Annotated in this window: 21 protein-coding genes; 14 read left to right on the top strand and 7 right to left on the bottom strand. The window is 58.7% G+C overall.

Features of this window, described 5'->3' with window-relative positions; all coding sequences use genetic code 11:
* The first annotated feature begins 50 nt into the window (after window positions 1–50).
* From aspS to rpmE, 5 genes are all read left to right on the top strand, one after another.
* Window positions 51–1,811 (top strand): aspartate--tRNA ligase, encoded by a 1,761-nt coding sequence (gene aspS / locus EKD03_RS10000; protein ID WP_129630137.1) that lies wholly within the window; start codon window positions 51–53, stop codon window positions 1,809–1,811.
* A 240-nt stretch (window positions 1,812–2,051) separates the two neighbouring features.
* The gene (locus EKD03_RS09995) at window positions 2,052–3,047 is read left to right on the top strand and encodes a response regulator (RefSeq protein WP_174842854.1); all 996 of its coding nucleotides are present in this window, start codon (window positions 2,052–2,054) and stop codon (window positions 3,045–3,047) included.
* A 157-nt stretch (window positions 3,048–3,204) separates the two neighbouring features.
* On the top strand, window positions 3,205–3,516 hold the full coding sequence (gene rplU, locus EKD03_RS09990) for a 50S ribosomal protein L21 (RefSeq protein WP_129630135.1): 312 nt from the start codon (window positions 3,205–3,207) through the stop codon (window positions 3,514–3,516).
* Window positions 3,517–3,566: 50 nt separating this feature from the next.
* Window positions 3,567–3,848, top strand: coding sequence for a 50S ribosomal protein L27 (rpmA, locus tag EKD03_RS09985; RefSeq protein WP_129630133.1), 282 nt, complete (start codon window positions 3,567–3,569; stop codon window positions 3,846–3,848).
* Between the two features lie 78 nt (window positions 3,849–3,926).
* Entirely contained in the window at window positions 3,927–4,226 is a 300-nt protein-coding gene (gene rpmE, locus EKD03_RS09980; protein ID WP_129630131.1) for a 50S ribosomal protein L31, read from the top strand.
* Window positions 4,227–4,367: 141 nt separating this feature from the next.
* On the opposite strand, the gene EKD03_RS09975 is transcribed toward rpmE, so the two are convergent.
* Window positions 4,368–5,336 (bottom strand): helix-turn-helix transcriptional regulator, encoded by a 969-nt coding sequence (locus EKD03_RS09975; protein WP_129630129.1) that lies wholly within the window; start codon window positions 5,334–5,336, stop codon window positions 4,368–4,370.
* 5 nt (window positions 5,337–5,341) lie between these two features.
* Window positions 5,342–5,530 carry a hypothetical protein gene (locus tag EKD03_RS09970; RefSeq protein ID WP_129630127.1) on the bottom strand — a complete coding sequence of 63 codons (189 nt, stop codon included), beginning with the start codon at window positions 5,528–5,530 and terminating at the stop codon, window positions 5,342–5,344.
* Window positions 5,531–6,281: 751 nt separating this feature from the next.
* On the opposite strand from EKD03_RS09970, the gene EKD03_RS09965 reads away from it, so the two are divergent.
* Both EKD03_RS09965 and purE read left to right on the top strand, forming a co-directional pair.
* Window positions 6,282–7,412, top strand: coding sequence for a 5-(carboxyamino)imidazole ribonucleotide synthase (locus EKD03_RS09965; protein WP_129630125.1), 1,131 nt, complete (start codon window positions 6,282–6,284; stop codon window positions 7,410–7,412).
* Between the two features lie 18 nt (window positions 7,413–7,430).
* Window positions 7,431–7,913, top strand: a complete 483-nt coding sequence (purE, locus tag EKD03_RS09960; protein ID WP_129630123.1) for a 5-(carboxyamino)imidazole ribonucleotide mutase — start codon at window positions 7,431–7,433, stop codon at window positions 7,911–7,913.
* Window positions 7,914–7,978: 65 nt separating this feature from the next.
* Here purE and EKD03_RS09955 read toward each other — a convergent pair whose 3' ends face one another.
* The gene (locus EKD03_RS09955) at window positions 7,979–8,695 is read right to left on the bottom strand and encodes an LOG family protein (RefSeq protein WP_129630121.1); all 717 of its coding nucleotides are present in this window, start codon (window positions 8,693–8,695) and stop codon (window positions 7,979–7,981) included.
* 61 nt (window positions 8,696–8,756) lie between these two features.
* Here EKD03_RS09955 and EKD03_RS09950 point away from each other — a divergent pair, with 61 nt between their 5' ends.
* Window positions 8,757–9,338, top strand: a complete 582-nt coding sequence (locus EKD03_RS09950) for a thymidine kinase (RefSeq protein ID WP_129630119.1) — start codon at window positions 8,757–8,759, stop codon at window positions 9,336–9,338.
* Between the two features lie 157 nt (window positions 9,339–9,495).
* On the opposite strand, the gene EKD03_RS09945 is transcribed toward EKD03_RS09950, so the two are convergent.
* On the bottom strand, window positions 9,496–10,158 hold the full coding sequence (locus EKD03_RS09945) for a PspA/IM30 family protein (RefSeq protein ID WP_129630117.1): 663 nt from the start codon (window positions 10,156–10,158) through the stop codon (window positions 9,496–9,498).
* Window positions 10,159–10,456: 298 nt separating this feature from the next.
* Here EKD03_RS09945 and EKD03_RS09940 point away from each other — a divergent pair, with 298 nt between their 5' ends.
* The 3 genes from EKD03_RS09940 to EKD03_RS09930 all read left to right on the top strand — a co-directional run bounded on the left by EKD03_RS09940 (window position 10,457) and on the right by EKD03_RS09930 (window position 11,820).
* Window positions 10,457–10,918 (top strand): ATP-binding protein, encoded by a 462-nt coding sequence (locus EKD03_RS09940; RefSeq protein ID WP_129630115.1) that lies wholly within the window; start codon window positions 10,457–10,459, stop codon window positions 10,916–10,918.
* A 26-nt stretch (window positions 10,919–10,944) separates the two neighbouring features.
* Window positions 10,945–11,376 carry an ATP-binding protein gene (locus EKD03_RS09935; protein WP_161569228.1) on the top strand — a complete coding sequence of 144 codons (432 nt, stop codon included), beginning with the start codon at window positions 10,945–10,947 and terminating at the stop codon, window positions 11,374–11,376.
* Window positions 11,377–11,457: 81 nt separating this feature from the next.
* Window positions 11,458–11,820: an STAS domain-containing protein gene (locus EKD03_RS09930; protein WP_044200291.1), complete on the top strand. Its 363-nt coding sequence runs from the start codon at window positions 11,458–11,460 to the stop codon at window positions 11,818–11,820.
* Between the two features lie 215 nt (window positions 11,821–12,035).
* Here the strand turns inward: EKD03_RS09930 and EKD03_RS09925 are convergent, their stop codons facing one another.
* On the bottom strand, window positions 12,036–13,019 hold the full coding sequence (locus tag EKD03_RS09925; RefSeq protein WP_129630111.1) for a bifunctional heptose 7-phosphate kinase/heptose 1-phosphate adenyltransferase: 984 nt from the start codon (window positions 13,017–13,019) through the stop codon (window positions 12,036–12,038).
* 65 nt (window positions 13,020–13,084) lie between these two features.
* Window positions 13,085–14,296, bottom strand: coding sequence for a pyridoxal phosphate-dependent aminotransferase (locus tag EKD03_RS09920; RefSeq protein WP_129630109.1), 1,212 nt, complete (start codon window positions 14,294–14,296; stop codon window positions 13,085–13,087).
* Window positions 14,297–14,664: 368 nt separating this feature from the next.
* On the opposite strand from EKD03_RS09920, the gene EKD03_RS09915 reads away from it, so the two are divergent.
* From EKD03_RS09915 to nfi, 3 genes are read left to right on the top strand one after another with little or no spacing between them, the layout of a single operon-like run.
* Entirely contained in the window at window positions 14,665–17,154 is a 2,490-nt protein-coding gene (locus EKD03_RS09915; protein WP_129630107.1) for a WD40 repeat domain-containing protein, read from the top strand.
* A gap of 19 nt (window positions 17,155–17,173) precedes the next feature.
* Window positions 17,174–17,788 carry a sulfite oxidase-like oxidoreductase gene (locus tag EKD03_RS09910; protein ID WP_129630105.1) on the top strand — a complete coding sequence of 205 codons (615 nt, stop codon included), beginning with the start codon at window positions 17,174–17,176 and terminating at the stop codon, window positions 17,786–17,788.
* On the top strand, window positions 17,751–18,443 hold the full coding sequence (gene nfi / locus EKD03_RS09905; protein WP_129630103.1) for a deoxyribonuclease V: 693 nt from the start codon (window positions 17,751–17,753) through the stop codon (window positions 18,441–18,443). Before EKD03_RS09910 ends, nfi begins: the two co-directional genes overlap by 38 nt.
* Here the strand turns inward: nfi and EKD03_RS09900 are convergent.
* Entirely contained in the window at window positions 18,440–19,549 is a 1,110-nt protein-coding gene (locus EKD03_RS09900) for a phospholipid carrier-dependent glycosyltransferase (RefSeq protein ID WP_338030940.1), read from the bottom strand. The two genes, nfi and EKD03_RS09900, sit on opposite strands and share 4 nt — an antisense overlap.
* Window positions 19,550–19,614 lie beyond the last annotated feature (65 nt).

The raw sequence follows: 19,614 nt of genomic DNA, 5'->3' as shown, positions 1-19,614 counted from the left end.
TCATGGGCATTGCCCATACACTTCACGCATCACATATTGTAGGAGAGCCTATGTACCGCTCGCACACCTGTGGCGAGCTGCGCCAAGAGCATGTCGGCCAGGAGGTGACGCTGGCGGGCTGGGTGCATCGCCGTCGTGACCATGGCCCGCTCATCTTTGTCGATCTCCGCGACCGTTACGGGATCACCCAGGTCGTTTTTGATAGCCAGAGTCCAGAGGTGCATGCGATTGCCGAGGAGTCGCGCTCGGAGTTTGTGCTCCAGGTGCGTGGTCTTGTGCGCAGTCGCCCGCCCGAGGCGCATAACCCCGAACTGGCCACCGGCGATATTGAGGTCACGGCCACATCCGCTACGGTTCTCAATCCTGCCCGTACCACCCCGCTCTATATCGCCAAAGAGGGCGGCGAAGATGAGGCGTTGCGCCTCAAGTATCGCTACCTCGATCTGCGCCGCGAGCGTATGCAGCGCAACATGATCCTGCGCCACCGCGTGATCAAGTTCATGCGCGATTTCCTCGATGCCGAAGGCTTCTTGGAGATCGAGACCCCCATCCTGATCAAGTCTACCCCCGAAGGGGCGCGTGACTATCTGGTTCCCTCGCGGGTGCATCCAGGCAGCTTCTACGCCCTGCCCCAAAGCCCGCAGCAACTCAAACAGTTGCTCATGGTCGCCGGATATGACAAGTACTTCCAGGTGGCGCGCTGCTTCCGCGACGAAGACCAGCGGGCGGATCGTCAGCCGGAGTTTACCCAACTCGACATGGAAATGAGCTTTGTCGAGCAAGAAGATGTGATCACGCTGATCGAACGCCTCTTCATTCAACTCTGTGCGGCGGTGGTACCCCACAAGCGCGTACTGACGCCCTTCCCGCGCCTGAGTTATGTCGAGGCGATGGAGCGTTACGGCAGCGACAAGCCCGATCTACGTTATGGGCTGGAACTGATCAACCTGAGCGATTTGCTCACCGCTACGCCCTTCAACGTCTTTAAGGGCGCGTTAGAGCAGGGTGGTCAGGTGAAGGGGCTGCGCATCCCTGGCTGTGGCAACTACACCCGCAAGCAGTTGGACGAACTGATCGAGATGGTACGCGGGAGTGGCGGCAAGGGTCTGGCCTGGGCCGCACTGCCCGCCGATGGTGGCGATGTGCGTTCCTCCTTCGGCAAGCTGCTGGCTCCCGGCGAAATGGCCGCGATCATCGAGCGCATGCAGGCCCAACCCGGCGATCTGCTGCTCATCGTCGCCGACAAGGCCAGCAGCGTGGCCACCGCCCTCGACAAATTGCGGCGGCTCTTTGCCGAGCGCCTCAACCTCGCCGATCCCGATCTGCTCCACTTTAGTTGGGTGCTCGACTTCCCGTTGCTCGACTGGAACCCCGACGAGAACCGCTGGGACGCCGTCCACCACCCCTTCACCGCACCCCACGCCGAGGATCTACCACTCTTGGCCAGCAACCCAGCCAAGGTACGTGCCCAGGCGTATGACCTGGTGCTCAACGGATATGAGGTGGGTGGTGGCAGCATCCGCATCCACCGCCGCGACGTGCAGCAGCGCATCTTCGAGCTACTGGGGATTAGCGAAGAGACCGCGCAATCCCAGTTTGGCCACATGCTCGAAGCCTTCGAGTATGGTGCCCCACCCCATGGCGGCATCGCGCCAGGGATTGATCGCATCGTCATGTTGCTGGCCGACGAGAGCACCATCCGCGAGGTCATGGCCTTCCCCAAGACCCAACAGGCCGCCGATCTGATGACCAACGCACCCTCAGAGGTGGACGAGCGCCAACTCAAGGAGTTACACATCACGTTGCGCTAGGGGGGATTTCGGGGCGTAGCCCCAAACCCCAGTTTTTGGTGATGGTTGGCGGCTTCGCCGCCAACCACCACCAAAAAAGTTCTTCCCCGCCGCCGCAGGCGGGCTTTTTTGTGGGGAAATAGTGAGCCGTCGCGCTTATATTTCGGTTCTCGATGCGTTATACTCAAGAGAAACTATCCTTGCCCGTACATGTCCGCGTTGTACCATTGGGTATGGCAACAGCGCAGGGAGATCGCCGCGATGAACAAGCGCATTCTCGTTGTTGATGACGACCCCGACATCCGCCGGATTGTCCTGCTCGCCCTCAGCGATGATTCACCCTACACTATTCAAGCGGTCTCTTCAGCGGAGGCAGCCCTGTTGCATATTAGTCGGCATCCGGTTGATCTGCTCTTCACCGACATCAGAATGCCGGGGATGAGTGGCTTAGATCTCGTGCGCCAAGTGCATGAACTCGACCCCAATACCGCTGTGGTCGTTTTTACCGTCAGTCCAGAGGAATTGCCTCCCCAGCGGGCTGCGGAGTTGAAGGTTGATTGCCTCTTGGCCAAACCGGTCGAACCTGACAAACTACGCCAAGTGGTGGATACGCTTCTCAACCCTGATCGCCAGATTCCACCCCGCCCCTCACAGGCTCAGGAGCAGACACCCACCGATCAACCACCAGCGTCACCGCTACCGGCTACCCCGGCCAAGAGCATGAACCAAGCGCCCAAGAGTCTCTCCACGGGGCCACTTGGCCAACGCCTCTCGGCGGCACGCGCCAAGAAGGGCACTGCGCCGCTCACCGAGGCTCCGGTGGCCTTACGCTTGACACCGAGCTACTCAGGGGCAATCGGGCGCTCCTACTCCGATGTCCAGATCGAGCAGATGCGTCTGGCGCTCAAAGATCTGGCACTCGAACCAGACGTAGTCTGCGCGGTGTTGGCAGACATCAGCGGGTTGGTGCTTACGCACTGGAGCCGTCAACGGGGCATCAATGTGACAGTCGTGGCCGCTTTAGCTGCGGGCAACACCCTGGCCATGGCTGAGATTAGCCGCAACCTGGGCCAGCGTCAGCCGGGCCGCCTGACGATCCACGAGGGCCAGGATCTGAGCATCATTATGGCCACCATCGAGGATCTTATCCTCGTTATCGCCATTGGACCACAAGCCTCACTCGGTTGGGCCAGGATCACGCTGATGCGCGCCTGCGATGAGATCATGCGCATTGTGCATGGCCGTGAACGTGTTTGACACCCCCCCCCGATTTTGGTATAATGCACAAGGCTCAAGGGCGGTTCAGCCGCTCTATTTTCTTGTTGTAAAAAATCTTCAGATGTAGCAGCACCGGCGTGACGGTTGGCGCAGCCGTAACGTGCTCTGTTGCACCGCTGCCCCAAGGAGCATGGACGTGTACGCGATTATCCGAGACCGTGGTATGCAATACCGCGTTGAGAAGGGCCAGGTTATTAACATTGACCTGCTAGACGTTGAGCCGGGTAGCCAGATCGAGCTTGGCGAAGTGCTGCTGGTCGGCAACGGCGATACGGTGCGGGTAGGTGCTCCGCTGGTAAGCGGTGCGATGGTGAAGGCTGAAGTGTTGGGGATGAAGAAGGGTGAGAAGATCATCGTCTTCCGTTACCGCAACAAGAAGCGCTATCGCCGCCGCACTGGCCATCGCCAGCGCTACACCGAGATTAAGATCAGCGATATTGTTGCGTAGGCTACCCTAGCACGGCCACGCCAAGCGAGTAAGCTGCGGGAGAAACGATCATGGCACATAAAAAGGGAATGGGTAGCTCGCGCAACGGTCGCGATAGCAAACCAAAAATGCGTGGCGTGAAGCGCTACGGTGGTCAGTTGGTCATACCGGGTAACATCATTGTGCGCCAGTGTGGCACCAAGATTAAGCCGGGTAAGAACGTCGGTCTGGGCCGTGACTATACGATCTTCGCGCTGGTGGAAGGCCACGTCAAGTTCTCGTATATCTCGCGGGATCAGAAGATGGTTAGCGTTATTCCCGTCGATCAGCCGGTTGCTACAGCGGCTGATTAAGCGATCCCTACCTTCAACAACTGAATCGGGCAGGAAACCCGGCCTTGCGTCGGCCCCTCCCAGAATTGGAGCACTCTGGTGAAAGACGGTCTTCATCCTAAGTATCATACCGAAGGGATCGTTTGTACGACCTGCGGTACCAATTGGAAGATTGGCTCGACTCGCCCCAATATGCGCGTCGAAATCTGCTCCAATTGCCACCCCTTCTATACCGGTGAGCAGCGCATTGTTGATACCGCTGGCCAGGTTGATCGGTTTATGCGCCGTCTGAGTGCGGCTCAGGATCGCCAAGCCACTATCGAGAAGCAGCGCAGCGCCCGTAATGAGCCAGCCCCCAAGAAGAGCTTGCTCAAGGAACTCTACGGCGAAGAAGCGTAGGCTGGTCGCACACAGACTCGTAACCGGAGGCTCTTGTGGGCCTCCGGTTCTGTTTTTATGGCGAGCACTTGTCATGCTGAGCGCAGTGATGTGTCCCGGTCGGGATTCCGCACTGCGCTCAGCGTGACAAACTATTCGCCATTATGTATAGATCGCAAGCATGCGCTGTGCCTGGGTTGCGACTTCCCTGCGCAATTCATCGGGCGCTAACACCTCCACATCGGCCCCCCAGCCCAGCACCCAGGGTAATACCTCACGAATCCCACCAATTGTCATGCGGAGGTCACAACCACCATCAGCACGATCTTCGATCTCCTGGCTGTGGTGCCAAACACTCTCGTGGATGCGCGGCGCGGTTTGGGCATTGAAACGCAGGTGGATGTGGGTCTCAACTTCATCCATCACACCCCAGGCGTTGGACAAGAAGGTGGATGGATCGAAATCGGGAGGGATGCTGTAGGATTCGTCGAGCAGCATGGCGCGTTCGATGCGCTCGATCTTGAAGGTGCGAATCGCACCTCGTAGCCGGTCATAGCCGATGACGTAGGCGGCGGGGGTGCTACGTGAGACTTCGATGAAGTAGGGCGCAACCTCGCGCTCGGTCGTCTCCCGATTGAGGGCACGGTAGCGCAGTTGCACTATACGCCGGTCGGCCCAAGCCCGTGTGAGGGTTTCGAGGATGCGGATGTAGTCGGAGCGCATCGGGCGCGCTCGTACCACATTGGCGGCCTGGGCAATTGCACTGGAGATGGTCTGATCGGGCAACCCAGCCGCCAGTTTGTCTAGCGCAGCGACAATGTGCGGGTTATGCTCGTCGCTGTGGTGGGTCAGCAGACGCGCCGCGAAGTAGAGTGCGATGGCCTCATTCAGGTTGAGCCGCACCGTGGAGAGGTAGCTGGCGCGGTCAATACCAAAACGACCATGCAACTCCCAGACCGGGAGTCCCATCTCATCAAGCGCCGCCAAGTCGCGGTAGATCGTGCGGCGATCAACGCCACACTCGGCGGCCAGATCGATCACCCGCATGCCTGCCGGGGTGTTGTAGAGACGATGCTCGATCCGCCGGAGGCGGGCGGCTTTGCTACGAATACGGTCGTGCGCGTCGTTCACTGCGGCTAGAGGACAAATGAGGCGGCAATCATCGCCACAAAGAGCAGCCCGCCCCAGAGCGAGATCATACGCAGATCCTGCTTGACATAGGCATAATCGCGGCTATAGTCGGGTGGCTCAACCTGGCGGGCGGGGGTGCGGCGCTGCTGGGTGCGAACGGGCTGGCGGCGGCGCTGGCTACGCGGGGTGGACATGATCGTTTCTCCTGGTATCTGAACCTGAACGTGCGGCATTATACCATCTCCAAAGCCGCCACGGGTGCCCCACCATGCCACGGGTGCCCCGCCATGCCCCACATTTCCGTAAGGGCGAAGCATCGCCCGCCAGATGGCCGGGGAAACCCCAACCATGTTGGGGGGCGATGCTTCGCCCCTACATGCACCCCCACCATGCCCCGTGCATGCCACGGGTTCGCCGCGCCGTGCCGCCACGGGTGCCGCCACGGGTGCCGCGCCATGCCCCACATTTCCGTAGGGGCGAAGCATCGCCCGCCAGATGGCCGGGGAAATCCCAACCATGTTGGGGGGCGATGCTTCGCCCCTACATGCACCCCCACCATGCCCCGCGCATGCCACGGGTGCCCCGCGCATGCCACGGGTGCCCCGCCATGCCCCGTGCATGCCACGGGTTCGCCGCGCCGTGCCGCCACGGGTGCCCCGCCATGCCACGGGTGCCCCACCATGCCACGGGTGCCCCGCCATGCCCCACATTTCCGTAAGGGCGAAGCATCGCCCGCCAGATGGCCGGGGAAACCCCAACCATGTTGGGGGGCGATGCTTCGCCCCTACATGCACCCCCGCGCCTCGCCGTGCCGTGCCGCGCCATGCCCCACATTGGGGAAACCCTACCCATGTTAGGGGGCGATGCTTCGCCCCTCCATAAATGTTCCTCCACCAGAGGTTTTCCGCTTGCGCAGCCTGCCAACTACCGCTATCATAACGCCCTATGACTCGACTAGGTATTTTTGGGGGCGGTCAACTCGCCCAAATGCTGACCCAAGCTGCCATCTCGCTCGGAGTGGAGACGGTGATCTTCGAGCGCAGCGCCGATAGTCCGGCGGGCCGCTTGACGCGGGCCGAATTGGTGGGAGCGTGGGAGGATGCTGCGTTGCTGGCTGCCTTTGCCCAGCAATCAGATCTGATCACGTTGGAGAATGAGTTTGTTGATGCGGCTCTGCTGGCGCACCTCGAAGTTCAGGGGATGCCGGTCTTTCCTTCATCTGCGACATTGGCGCTGGTGCAGGATAAACTCTTGCAGAAGGAGTGTCTGTGCGCGGCGGGGTTGCGGGTGCCTACCTTCCGCCGGGTTGATACCCCGGAGGCGGTGCAAACGGCGGCGCAGGAGTTGGGTTTCCCCTTGCTGCTCAAGGCGCGCCGCAATGGCTATGATGGCTATGGGAATGTGACGCTGCGTAGCCCAGATGATATTGCCCCGGCATGGGAACGCCTGACCCGTGGCGGTAGCCCACTGCTTGTCGAGGCGTTCGTGCCGTTTGTGCGTGAACTTGCCGTCATGGTGGTGCGCGGGCGTGATGGAGATACCCGCGCCTATCCGGTGGTGGAGACGGTGCAGCACCACCATATCTGTCATATTGTGCGTGCGCCCGCTGCGATTAGTGCTGATGAGGCAGCAGAAGCGACCGCGCTGGCGGTGGCGGCGGTTGAGGCGGTGCAGGGGGTGGGTATCTTTGGGGTAGAACTGTTTGCGCTCGCCGATGGCCATATGCTCGTGAATGAACTGGCTCCGCGCCCGCACAACTCTGGCCACTACACGATTGAGGCGTGTGTCGCTTCGCAGTTTGAGAACCACCTGCGGGCAGTGCTCGGCTGGCCGCTCGCCCCTACCGCACTGCGCACCCCAGCGGCGGTCATGGTCAATCTGCTTGGTCGGCGCAATGGCTCGGTGGGCCGTGATGCGCTTCGGGCGGCTCTGACCATTCCGGGTGCCCACATCCACCTGTATGGCAAACGCGAGGCACGGGTGGGGCGCAAGATGGGCCATATCACCGTCTTGGGGGCGAGTCTGGCCGAGGCCGAAGCGTTGGCGTTGCAGGCGGCTGATCTGGTGGATGTCTGAGCGGGGAGGAAGAACATCATGATCGGGATAGTTATGGGCAGCGATAGCGACCTGCCCACCATGCAGGGTGCGGCGGATGTGTGTCGTGAGTTTGGGGTGACCTATGAACTGCGGGTCGTCTCGGCGCACCGCACCCCCCAAGACATGGCCGACTACGGCACCAGCGCCCACACCCGTGGCATCCGGGTGATCATTGCCGGGGCAGGCGGGGCAGCCCACCTGCCTGGTATGCTGGCGGCCTACTCGCCCCTGCCCGTGATCGGGGTTCCGGTGCAGAGCAAGGCGCTCAACGGCCTCGACTCACTGCTCTCGATTGTGCAGATGCCGGCTGGGGTGCCGGTAGCCACCGTCACGATTGGTGGCGGGCGTAATGCGGGCTTATTGGCAGTGCAGATCCTGGCCACCTCAGATCTCGAACTTCAGGCCAAGATGATCGCCTACAAGCAGGGCTTGGCCGAACAGTCGCGGGCCAAGAATGAAGGCTTGGCGCACATCCCGTAGGGGCGAAGCATCGCCCGCCAAACTCGTTCGGGGTCCCCTGTTCCATGGCGGGCGATGCTTCGCCCCTACTGCTCTCTTTCGGCCATGATCTGCCGCTCGGCATGCGAGGTGGTGATCAGCGCACACACCTCAGATGGATCATCGCAGAGCGTAATCAGATTCAGATCGTTGGCATTAACCTTGCCTTCACTGAGCATCTTCTCTTTGATCCATGTGATCAAACCGCTCCAATAGGCCGAATCATACAGAATCACCGGGAAATTGTGGATGCGGCTGGTCTGGATAAGCGTGAGCGCCTCAAAGAGTTCATCAAGAGTACCAAAGCCCCCAGGGAAGATAACAAACGCCGAGGCATACTTCACAAACATCGTCTTACGCACGAAGAAGTAGCGAAAGCGGATTTCGAGATCGACATACGAATTAGCCCCGGCTTCAAAGGGCAACTCAATCGTACAGCCAATCGAGAAACCATTCGCCTCACGGGCACCCCGGTTGGCGGCTTCCATAATACCGGGGCCACCCCCAGTGATGATCGCAAACCCGGCCTCAGCCAACCGCTTGGCGGTCTCAATCGCCGCGTGGTAATCGGGTGCATCGGCTTGGACGCGGGCTGAACCGAAGATGGTAACAGCGGGGCCAATGCCAGCGAGGGTATCAAAACCCTCCACAAACTCGCCCATAATCCGCAGCACCCGCCAGGGGTCGGTGTGGGTAAAATCACGCTTCATCTGCCGATGGGGATCGTGCAGAAAGAGGCGTTCATCATCTGTGAGTCGTTTCATAGGTTGCTTCTTTGTTTCGTGAGATTACAATGGCTCTTCTATTGTACCAGGAGGAATCGCGGTGACACGGCCAAGCGCGGGCGGACGGATCGAAGTGATCTGTGGATGTATGTTCAGTGGCAAGACGGAGGAGTTGATTCGGCGCATGCGCCAGGTACAGATTGCCCGTCAGAGTTGTCGGGTCTTTACGCCGCGCTTGGACACACGCTACAGCAGTAGCCATGTGGCAAGTCATAGTGGAAGACGGCTTGAGGCGGTGCCGGTGAGTTCGATCAAGGAGGTGATTGCCGGGGCGGAAGGCTTACAGGTGATTGCGATTGACGAGTTACACTTTCTTGAGGATCGTCCAGAGGAGATCGTGGCGGGCTGCCAAGATCTTGCAGATCGTGGGTTGCGGGTTCTGGTGGCCGGGCTTGACCAGAACTACCGCGCTGAGCCATTCCCAGCGATAGCCCAACTCATGGCACTAGCCGAGCAGGTAGATAAGCTGTATGCGATCTGTGTGCGATGCGGTGCGTATGCTACCCGTTCGCAACGTCTGATTGACGGGCGTGCGGCTCCTGCCAATGCACCAACGATTGTCGTTGGTGACCTCGATCTCTACGAAGCGCGCTGCCGGGCGTGTTATGAGGCAGCCGTCTAAATTAGCGTCAAGCTTGCCAAGGCATGGATAGATTCTTTGGGGCTGGGCTGTGCCCCAGCCCCTCATTTTGGTATTGCTTGGCGGCTTCGCCGCCAAGCAATACCAAAAAAATCTTCGGGGGAGGCTGTGCCTCCCCCGAACCCCACGCTGATGAAGCCTAGCTCATCCCCATACGGCGCTTGAGTTCAGCCAGTTCCGAGTCAATCTCCTGGTCTTTCTCCAGATCGCGGAACTTGGATTCCAATGAACCCTGCTCCAGCTTGGCCATTGCATCGGCCTTGGCTAGGCGGTCATCAACCTTCTCCTCAAGCTGATCGAGCTTATCAATCGCCGTAATCCGGCCCATGCTGGCAGCGGTGCGCTGGAGTGCCTCCTGGGTAGCAGCGCGATTCTTCTTGGCGATGATTAGTTCCTTCTTCGCCTTCACCTCGGCAATGCGCGTCTCCAGGTTGACGAGGGCATCCTGAAGGGCGGCGACCTGCTCCTCTTGGGCCTGCTCCTGGGAGAGGTACTGCTCGGCCAGTTTCTGCGTCTGTACCTTGCGTGCGAGGGCTGCCTTGGCCAGTTCCTCATCGCCAGCGCGGAGAGCAGCCTCAGCCTTCATTTGCCACTGATCAACCTCATTCTGGCTTGAAATACGCCGTTGTTCCAGCTTGGTCTCATCGGCCATTGCCGCCGCAACACTCGTGCGTACCTCATACACCTCATTGGTGAGCTGGCGCAGGTACTCATTGGCCATCTTCTCAGGGTCTTCGGCCTTGTCGAGCATCGAGTTAACATTGGCGCTGACGAGATCTTTGATCCGGCCCAGAATAGACATGGTCGATTCCTCCTTAAAGAGCGATTGACTCGCATCCGACAACACTGTACGGTAGGTGTGGAGCAGGCGAGCAGCATGTCGCGTTGTTCATTCTAGCATGTGCTGTGCGCTTCCACAATATCTTATACGGGGTTGCGTTCAAAAGGTTGCACACAAGGATACGGGTTCATACCTTATGCCTATTGCAACCAAGGATACCTCTGTGTTATGATGATTATAGGTTGTTACATACTACGTATTTATGGTTAATTCTTTGTTACATTGTGTCGCACAAACTAGCGACCAATGCACACACGCTATGGCTATCAGCGACGATCCGGCACAAGAACCTCTTGATAAGGTCATCGAACTACGACTGCCAAGCAAACTTGGTTATGAGCGGGTGGCGATGGATACGGCATCGTCGTTGGCACGCCGGATGGGCTTTCATCCTGATCGAATCGAATCCCTTAAGACGGCACTCAGTGAGGCCGTGACCAATGCGATCGAACATGGGAATCAGCATGATGAGGCAATGAAGGTCGTGGTACTTCTTACGGCACGTGATGATGGCTTGGTGATTAGTGTTGCCGACCAAGGCCAAAAAATTCTACCGCAAGAGCATACAACTCCTAGCCCGCAGATTGCTGATGTCTTGGAACGTTCAGATAAGGGAGGATGGGGTATCTGGCTGATTCGTGAATTGATGGATGAAGTTGAGTTTACCACCGCGCCAAGCGGTGGTAATCAGGTACGTATGGTTATTCATCTCGAACCATGACAGCTTCCCCTACAACAACTATGTCTATGGAATTGACTCTGCCCAATCAGCTTGGCTATGAGTTGATTGCCCGCGATACGATTGCGGCCTTTGCCCGACGTTTAGGGATGCCCATGGATCGTATTGATGATATGAAGACCGCTCTCTGTGAAGCATGCATTAATGCGATGGAGCATGGGAATTTACTCAATCCTAATCTGCGGGTGCAGATTCTTTGTCATGTTGACGACGACCGCTTTGTGATAGAGGTGTATGATCAGGGGCTTCGTCCATTTGTTCCTCCACCTACGCCACTAAGTATTGTTGATAAACTCACTGGTATGGGCAGTTTACGCGGGATGGGCCTCTTGTTGATCAGCCAACTCTCTGATGAGTCGGGTTTTGTACCGCGTGATGAGGCCGGAAACTGTTTTCGCTTTACCTTTCAGCGCTCGGGAGCGGCGCATGTCTGTCGGTAGGCTCTTGGGAGCCTGAAGCCTGGGTGAAGATTGCATGCGGTCGTTTTAGACGACTAGGTGATACGCTTGGAGGAGCGCATAATGTTGGAAGACGATCTGACGGTGACGACCCGCGATCAGGACGGGGTAGCGATCATCGATTTGGTCGGTGATGTTACGACCTTCGCTGAGGATAAGATCAACAATGCGTATCGTGAAGTGACCAACACGGGAGCGCGGTTTGTATTGTTGAATTTCCGTCAGAATGACTATATCAATAGTGCGGGAATTGCGATCTTGATCGGCATTGTCACCGAGGTGAATCGTAATAACCAGAAGTTGGCGGTGAGTGGCCTCTCACAGCACTTTCAGAAGATCTTCCGCATGGTAGGCTTGGCGCAATATGCGGATATTTATCAGACTGAGGAGGAGGCACTAAGCGGGTTTGATCGCTTTAGGGGCTGAATTGATCAGGGGCGCGTCGTGACGCGCCCCTAGAGATTTCAAGCTAAGAAGATTTCTTCTTGGGGCTACGCCCCAGACCCATCGTTTTGCTGGTATGGTTGGCCGCTTCGCGGCCAACCATACCAGCAAAACACGCTTTTTGGTGGGCGCCTGCGGCCCCCACACCCCCGCTACGGGCGTAGCTTGCGTTCTCTAGGGCGCGTCACGACGCGCCCTTACAGATTCTGGGCCAGTTCTGTGGGGCTGACGACGGCGTTACCCACCCGGCGTACCACCAGTGCCGCTGCGGTGTTGGCGATCTGCGCGGCATCCAGCGGAGCCAATCCCGCCGCGAGGCCCAAGGTCGCCACGGCGATGAAGGTATCCCCGGCTCCGATGGTGTCATACACCTCGCTCACTTGCACAGCGGGTAGGTGCTGATAGACGAGATCCTGGCCGATGATCGAGAGTCCATGCGGGCCACGGGTGACAATCACCAACTGGGCATTGAGTTCGTCGCGCAGATCGGTGAGGCCAGCGATAAAATCAGCTTCGTTCTCTAGGCGGCGGCCAAGTGCGGCGGCGGCTTCTTGGTTGTTGCAGCGGAAGAGGTTGGCCCCATGGTAGGCATGCGAGTTGCCCTGCGCATCCACGGTGAAGCAGACACCATGCTGCTGGCAACAGTCGCGGGCAGCCTGGATCACCGCCGGAGTCATCAGGCCCAGTTGGTAGTCCGAGCAGATCAGCGCGTTGGCTCCGCGAATCTGTGCGTGGAGGGCGCGGATCACCAGGGCTTCCTCATCGGGTGCAAGCGCCCCGCGCTCCAAGCGATCCAGCCGTGCGACCTGTTGGGGCAGCCGGGGCGACTCATCGGCAAGGATGCGCGTCTTGCGGGTGGTGGGGCGCTGGGGTGAGATGACGAGGCCACGGTCATCAATTCCGGCGTGCCGCAGCAGATCGCGCAGTTGCTGGCCTTCGAGGTCATCGCCGACGATACTAATCTGGGATGCATGGCTGCCGAGGGCGACGACATTGCGCGCCGGGTTGGCTGCGCCACCGAGAATGATCTCGCGGCGCTGTAGCTCTAATACCGGGATGGGGGCTTCCCGCGAGAGGCGCGTGGCGCGCCCGAAGAGATATTCATCCAACGACACATCGCCGACAACCAGGATGCGTTGTCCGGCGAGGCGCGGGATGAGGGTGGCAAGGCGAGCGGGCATGGATGTGCAAAACCCCAGTTTTTAGTCTGGTGTGGTGGCTTCGCCACCACACCAGACTAAAAAATCTACCCCTTCACGGCGGCGATAAAGCGGCGCATGCCCTCAACGATCTGCTCCTCGCTGGTGGCGTAGGAGAAGCGGATATAGCCGGGGGCACCAAACGATTCGCCTGATACGGCAGCGATATGCGCCGCATCGAGCAGATAGTTGGTCAGATCGTCGCTAGTCGTGCAGACCCGCCCGTCACGCAGGGGCCGGTTGAGCAGCCCGGTGACATTCGGAAAGACGTAGAAGGCCCCGTCGGGCACGTTGCAGGTGATCTCTGGGATCTCAGCCAACAGCCCCAGGATGAGATCGCGGCGCTTATGGAACTGGGTGCTCATCTCGGCCACGGTAGCCTCAATCTCGTCACTCGGCGTATAGGCCGCCAGCGCGGCATACTGCGAGATCGAGGCCGTGTGGGTGCTGGTATGGCTCTGGATGTCCTTGATCGCGGTGATGATCGGCTGCGGGCCAGCCACATACCCGACGCGCCAGCCGGTCATCGCGTAGGCTTTGGCAGCCCCATTGACGATCAGGGTGCGGTCGGCCATTTCGGGGGCGACCTTCAGCCAGCGAGCATATTCGACGTAACTGATAGCGTCGTAGATCTCGTCACTGATCACGATAGCCTCGCTATCGCGGAGCACATCGGCGAGGGCGCGCAACTCGGCGGCAGTATAGACGGCACCGGTGGGGTTGCTGGGCGAGTTGAGCACCACAATACGGGTGCGCGGGCTAAGGCTGGCGGCCAGTTGCTCTGGCGTGAGCTTGAACCCACTGGCATCGCTGGCCATCGGCGTGATCGGGGTTGCCCCGGCCAGTTTGGCCTGTTCGATATAGCTCACCCAGTAGGGAGCGGGGATGATCGCCTCATCGCCGTCATCACAGAGTGCCTGGAAGGCTAGGTAGAGCGCCTCTTTAGCACCGGCGGTCGTCGTCACTTGGTTGATACCATAGGTGACCCCACTATCGCTACTGGCACGCTGGGCGACTGCCTTACGCAGTTCCGCAATACCACCGGCGGGGGTGTAGTGGGTATAGTTCTGGTTGATCGCCGCGATACCCGCCGCTTTGATCGGGGCGGGGGTATCGAAGTCGGGTTCACCGACACTGAAGGAGATCACATTGATCCCGGCGGCACGCATCTGGGCGACTCGTCCAGTCATCGCAGCCGTCGCAGATGGCTCAAGTTGGGCGAGGCGTTTGGCCAGACGATAGGTTCTTGGGGCGGACATAGGTAGCACTCCCTTCCGTGGCATACTCAGACGTTGTTGATTATACAAGATGTTAAGTCTCCCGGCGGGGGTTCGGGGGCGGCTTCGCCGCCCCCGAAGAACTTTTTTTCTCTGATGTTGGCGGCAGAGCCGCCAACATCAGAGAAAAAAGCGAGTCTGGGGTGCAGCCCCAAGCGTGGATTTTAGGGCGATAGCCCTAAACTTCATATCAATGGGCGTAGCCGCCCCCGAACCCCTACCCAAGGATGAGGACTCAATGAGTATTCGTGCCGAGCAGCCATGCGCAGCAATGAGACCTGCTACAATACAAAATAATCGTCGCATGCGGCGCTATTACCTGATTGGTTTGCTTGTCCCTGAGGTCGAGAATGCTGGCACCTGAGTCCACCCTTCAGGATCACTATCGGATTACCTCCATCATTGATCAACACCCTGACTGTGTGATCTATCGAGCGGTTGATCTGCGCATTTCAGTATGGGTGTTGATTGCTGAATTACCCCAGGATGCTGAGACGATTTTAGGTGATCTGGCAGTTCAGGATGAATCGGCCCGCTTGGCATGGCACGACTATTTTGCGCATGGAAGCACCTTCTATCTGGTGATCGCTGATCCTGGTGGTCACGAGCAGCACGGATTGGTGCGCGAGATAGAACGCATGGTTGCGCTGCATGATCAGCGCTCGCAGAGACCAGTGTGCCCAGCCTTTACACCCTCACTCTACGGGCCACCGCCGCCTGCCTCACCCTATGCCCAGCCGGCTCCTGGCACCTATGCTGCCCGGCCGCTCATGGCTCCGGCACATTCAGTTGTCGCCTCACACTTCAGCCTACCCCGCAGTAACTCCGTGTATCTGATTGGCCTAGGGGCTGGATTGACGATCAGCGTTGCTGTGATCTGCTTTGTGGGTGTCCTGATCAGCTATCGCAGCTTCTCTGGCATCAACCTGCCCGTCATGGGGCGGGTGGCGGTGGGTGGCTCGGTTGCTCCCGGTATGGCTCTCTCCAATCCACCTGCGCCGACCCTCGGTGGGGTAGCGAGCACCAGTGCCGCCTACACGATAGTGCGTCAGATCGAGGAGGCCGATGTTGGGCCAGTGGTCTATGCGCCTAATGGCCAGATGATCGCGGTCGGGGTCGGGCAGACTGTTCAGTTACGTCTGGGCGAAACCCTCGATGCGGGGCCAAGTCTGGTGGGGCACCACAGTACGGTGAGTGCGCTGGCCTTCTCGCCCGATAGTCGTTTGCTGGCCTCGTCAGCCCAGGATGAACAGCTAGTGATCGTCTGGGATGTCGCTACAGCACAGGAGCGCATGCGCCTTGAGGGGCATACTGGCTGGGTGCGCAGCTTAGCCTTCTCACCCGACGGCACGATCCTGGCATCGGGGAGTACCGATACCAGCGTGCGCTTGTGGGATGTGGCCAGTGGGCAGGTTTTGGGTGTCTTGCGGGGCCATACCGATTATCTGGGAAATATCGCCTTCGCGCCCGACGGCAGCCGCTTGGCTTCGGCAGCCCGCGATGGCACGGTGCGCTTGTGGGATGTGGCGAGCCAATTGCCTGTAGCGAGCTTTGCGTTTACGGCCCCGATCAATCCGGCTACTAATGTGCCCTATTGGCTGACCGGAATCGCCTACAGCCCGGATGGTACGAACATTGCCGTTGGCTCGGTGAGCAACAGTATCTATATTCTCGATGCTACCAGTGGCCAACTTCTGCATGAACTGCGTGGACACACCGATTGGGTGGTTATTCGCGGCTTAAGCTACAGCCCCGATGGCCACACCCTGGCCAGCGCCAGTACCGATGGCACCCTACGCCTCTGGAACCCGCTGACCGGCACCGAGCGGGCGGTATTGACCGAGCATAGTATGCGGCTGCTCGGCCTCAGTTGGGCCACCGATAGCCAACGCCTCGTGACGGCGAGCGATACCGGCGGTTCGTTGACGCTCTGGAATACCCAAACCCGCACGATTGAACGCACCATCCTGTTGGCGCAGGGCGTTGTGACGGCACTGGCCTACTCGGATAGTGGGACGGTGTTGGGGACGGGCGGCGCGAGCGGAACCGTGCGTATCCACAGCTTCTCCGATGAACGCCAAGTGAGTATTAACGGCGGGTTGCCGACTAATCAGTATATCGCCTTCCTAAGTGATCGCGAATTGGTGGCGATCAGTGATGCAGGCGAGGTGGTGATCATTGATCTATCGGGGCAGTATCGCAACCACGAACTCCAGGGGCTTGAGGGTATAGCGATGAGCGTGGTGGTGAGTCGGGATCGTAGCCTGATTGCCGCCGGGAGCGATACGGGTCAGGTGGTGATCTGGGATGCCCAGACCTTCAAACCGACTCGCACGCTCCATGGGTTGAATGGGCCAGCCTTGCTGCTCACCTTCAACCGTGATGCGACGCGGCTTGCGGCTGCGACCAACCAGGATAGCAGCGGCGCGATCCATGTCTGGAATGCGCGTACTGGTGCTGAGCAGATCGTCATTACCAACCCACAGACCCAGATCACTGCGATGGATCTCACGGCTAATGGTGATATGCTCGTAAGTGCGAGCAGTAATGGTACGCTCACCTTCTGGCGCACCGCTGATGGCTCGGAAGTGCGCACCATCAACGCCCCCACCACCGAACGCTGGTTTAGTAGCCTCGCCCTCTCGCCCAACGCAACCCTCCTCGTCACAGGGAGTCTGATCGGGACGGTCGAGTTTTGGGATGCCCAGAGTGGTACCCGTTTAGGCGGCATCAGCCTTACGACCGGAAGCGTGTTAGCAATAGCCTTCCGTCCTGATGGAAAGCAGATTGCGGTGAGCACCTTTGATGGTGGGATTTACCTGCTTGAAACAACCGAATAATCACCTATAGGGAGGGGTTATGTTTGATAATCTGAAGCGCCGCCTCAACCGGAGTACACCCGACCAGGAAGGCCGGGTACCACCGGGTCAGTACGTCACCGAGAAGTTTCCCGTGCTTCATTATGGAAATGTGCCGCACTACAGCGATCTAGAGAAGACCTGGGATCTGCGGGTGTGGGGCGAACTTGAAGCTCCAGCGCGGTTCGATTTCAACCAATTTCGCAGCCTGCCCACCATGCGCATCACCACCGACATCCACTGCGTTACCCGTTGGAGCAAACTCGACACCGATTGGGAGGGGGTGCAATTCAAGGAGTTTTTGCGGCATATCCCGCCGCTCAAACCTGAGGCTGCCTTTGTGCTCGCGCATTGCGATCTGGGCTTCACAGCTAATATACCGCTTGATGTCTTGATGGATGAGAACGTCCTTCTGGCCTACAAATACGATGGCGCGGAGTTAACCCCCGATCATGGCTTCCCACTCCGGCTCTTGGTACCGAGTAAATATTTTTGGAAGAGCGCGAAGTGGTTACGCGGCCTCGAGTTCTTGTCACAGGACAAGATGGGCTTTTGGGAGCGCTACGGCTATAGCAACCATGCCGATCCGTGGAAAGAAGAGCGTTACGCGGAGTAACCTATGTGGCCAACCACAACCGAAGCGGCGAGCGATTCAGGAGGAACTGCGGGGCCAGGTGATCATGGGGGCCACGCAGTTTCCCTTGCGTACTGTCGCCGGAGTGGATGCCGGGTTCGAGGAGGATGGCCGGGTAGCGCGGGCTGCCGTGGTGGTACTGCGCTTTCCCGATCTGGTTCCCATCGCCCATGCGGTGGCACGCCATCCTGCGCCGCTGCCCTACATCCCCGGGTTGCTCTCCTTCCGCGAGGCACCGGCGATTCTGGCTGCGCTGGAGCAACTTGAGACCCCACCCGACCTGCTGATCTGTGACGGGCAGGGGATTGCGCATCCGCGTCGCTTTGGGATTGCCAGCCACCTGGGGATACTGACTGGTATCCCCAGCATTGGTTGTGCCAAGACGTTACTGATCGGGGAACACGCGGCGGTACCGGATGTGCGGGGGGGCCGGGTGCTGCTGGTGGATCGGGGCGAAGCGGTGGGGATGGTGCTACGCACCCGGCCACGAGTCAAGCCGGTGTATATCTCACCGGGGCACCGGGTGGGCATCGAACAGGCGGCGGATCTAGTACTGGCGTGTACGACCCGCTACCGGCTACCCGAAACGACGCGCTACGCGCACAACTTGGCCTCACATGGCACCATCCCGACCTAGTTGGGCCGCAACAGCGCATAGCCGCGCTCGATCACCTCGGCCAGCCCAATCGCAATCGTTATCGTAACAAAAAAGATCGGGAAGAGGTAATAGCGTTCCCAGTCTAGAAGTGTCAGCAGCGACGGAAACGAGACAAAGAAACCTGGCACCATGACGGACAGAAGTGCTAGACTCCTCGGTTGCAGGAAGGTTTCCACACGTATACGTTTAATGATTACATACAGCCCTAGAATGAAGAGAGCAAGATTGATAGGCAACGCTTTATTGGGGAGTATAGGTGCATAGTTTGAAAAGATTCGCAAGGGAACAATAGTCATACGCTTACTAAGCGAATTAATACCCTGTTCTGCAAAGAAACGTTGCTGATCAGTCATCTCGAAGGTACGTTGATCAAGCATAATTTTCGTGCGCATAATTGGATTGGGCCAGAGATAGGGATTAAGCGCCACGAATATCAGAAGACTACACACACCGACAACCAACACACTTGCGCCAGCCATCAACCAACGTTGGCGCAGCGTAGCGGGATAGCGATGGATCACACCAGCACCTATAAGTAGCCCAACCGGAGCGAGCGCCAGACCATTCAGTTTGGCGGCACCCGTAGCACCCACACAGATCCCCACGCTTATTGTGAGGAGCCAGAGGTGCCACTTCCAGCGGGATGTAGGTTGGGGTTGGCGGAGATGCAAGAGCGTGAAATAACTGGTTAGAATAACCAGCACACAACAAAAGAGCAAGACCGAATCGGCCATCGCACGACTGAGATGCAGGTGGAAATAGGGGCTGATGATACCAAAGAGCAGCCAAATATACCCGGCTAGTGGACTAGTGGCTTTGTGAATCAAGCCAAAGAGGATCGTCCACGAACCAATAGCTAACACCACCATCGGAAGCCGCGACCACCAAAGAAGACTATTCGAGGGCTTGGCTCCATTTTGCTCATTCCTACGCAGATCGAAACTCCAATTCCAGGGAGTATTGATTTCTGACCACTCAAGCCCGCCCAATCGTCGCCCGATCCCAATAACATACCGCGAAAGAGGAGGTTGGGTACGTGTGAAGTACGAGTCTTCAAAATAGGGAGAGTTAAATAGTCCGTAAATTAAGTTTCCAGGTCTTTTTGCGACATAGCACTACCCACCCGCTCACCTTGAACGCCCGCAACGGG

The organism is Candidatus Oscillochloris fontis (assembly GCF_004138135.1).
Lineage (GTDB): Bacteria > Chloroflexota > Chloroflexia > Chloroflexales > Chloroflexaceae > Oscillochloris > Oscillochloris fontis.
Note: the sequence above shows the minus strand (reverse complement) of the source record. Positions and strands in the feature narration are given on the sequence as shown.

What these genes read in the sequence shown, in the direction of transcription:
- aspS (WP_129630137.1), top strand. Translation starts at nt 51, where the DNA reads ATGTACCGCTCGCACACCTGTGGCGAGCTGCGCCAAGAGCATGTCGGC.
- EKD03_RS09995 (WP_174842854.1), top strand. Translation starts at nt 2,052, where the DNA reads ATGAACAAGCGCATTCTCGTTGTTGATGACGACCCCGACATCCGCCGG.
- rpmA (WP_129630133.1), top strand. Translation starts at nt 3,567, where the DNA reads ATGGCACATAAAAAGGGAATGGGTAGCTCGCGCAACGGTCGCGATAGC.
- EKD03_RS09970 (WP_129630127.1), bottom strand. Translation starts at nt 5,530, where the DNA reads ATGTCCACCCCGCGTAGCCAGCGCCGCCGCCAGCCCGTTCGCACCCAG.
- EKD03_RS09965 (WP_129630125.1), top strand. Translation starts at nt 6,282, where the DNA reads ATGACTCGACTAGGTATTTTTGGGGGCGGTCAACTCGCCCAAATGCTG.
- purE (WP_129630123.1), top strand. Translation starts at nt 7,431, where the DNA reads ATGATCGGGATAGTTATGGGCAGCGATAGCGACCTGCCCACCATGCAG.
- EKD03_RS09955 (WP_129630121.1), bottom strand. Translation starts at nt 8,695, where the DNA reads ATGAAACGACTCACAGATGATGAACGCCTCTTTCTGCACGATCCCCAT.
- EKD03_RS09945 (WP_129630117.1), bottom strand. Translation starts at nt 10,158, where the DNA reads ATGTCTATTCTGGGCCGGATCAAAGATCTCGTCAGCGCCAATGTTAAC.
- EKD03_RS09940 (WP_129630115.1), top strand. Translation starts at nt 10,457, where the DNA reads ATGGCTATCAGCGACGATCCGGCACAAGAACCTCTTGATAAGGTCATC.
- EKD03_RS09935 (WP_161569228.1), top strand. Translation starts at nt 10,945, where the DNA reads ATGGAATTGACTCTGCCCAATCAGCTTGGCTATGAGTTGATTGCCCGC.
- EKD03_RS09930 (WP_044200291.1), top strand. Translation starts at nt 11,458, where the DNA reads ATGTTGGAAGACGATCTGACGGTGACGACCCGCGATCAGGACGGGGTA.
- EKD03_RS09925 (WP_129630111.1), bottom strand. Translation starts at nt 13,019, where the DNA reads ATGCCCGCTCGCCTTGCCACCCTCATCCCGCGCCTCGCCGGACAACGC.
- EKD03_RS09920 (WP_129630109.1), bottom strand. Translation starts at nt 14,296, where the DNA reads ATGTCCGCCCCAAGAACCTATCGTCTGGCCAAACGCCTCGCCCAACTT.
- EKD03_RS09915 (WP_129630107.1), top strand. Translation starts at nt 14,665, where the DNA reads ATGCTGGCACCTGAGTCCACCCTTCAGGATCACTATCGGATTACCTCC.
- EKD03_RS09910 (WP_129630105.1), top strand. Translation starts at nt 17,174, where the DNA reads ATGTTTGATAATCTGAAGCGCCGCCTCAACCGGAGTACACCCGACCAG.
- nfi (WP_129630103.1), top strand. Translation starts at nt 17,751, where the DNA reads ATGCCGATCCGTGGAAAGAAGAGCGTTACGCGGAGTAACCTATGTGGC.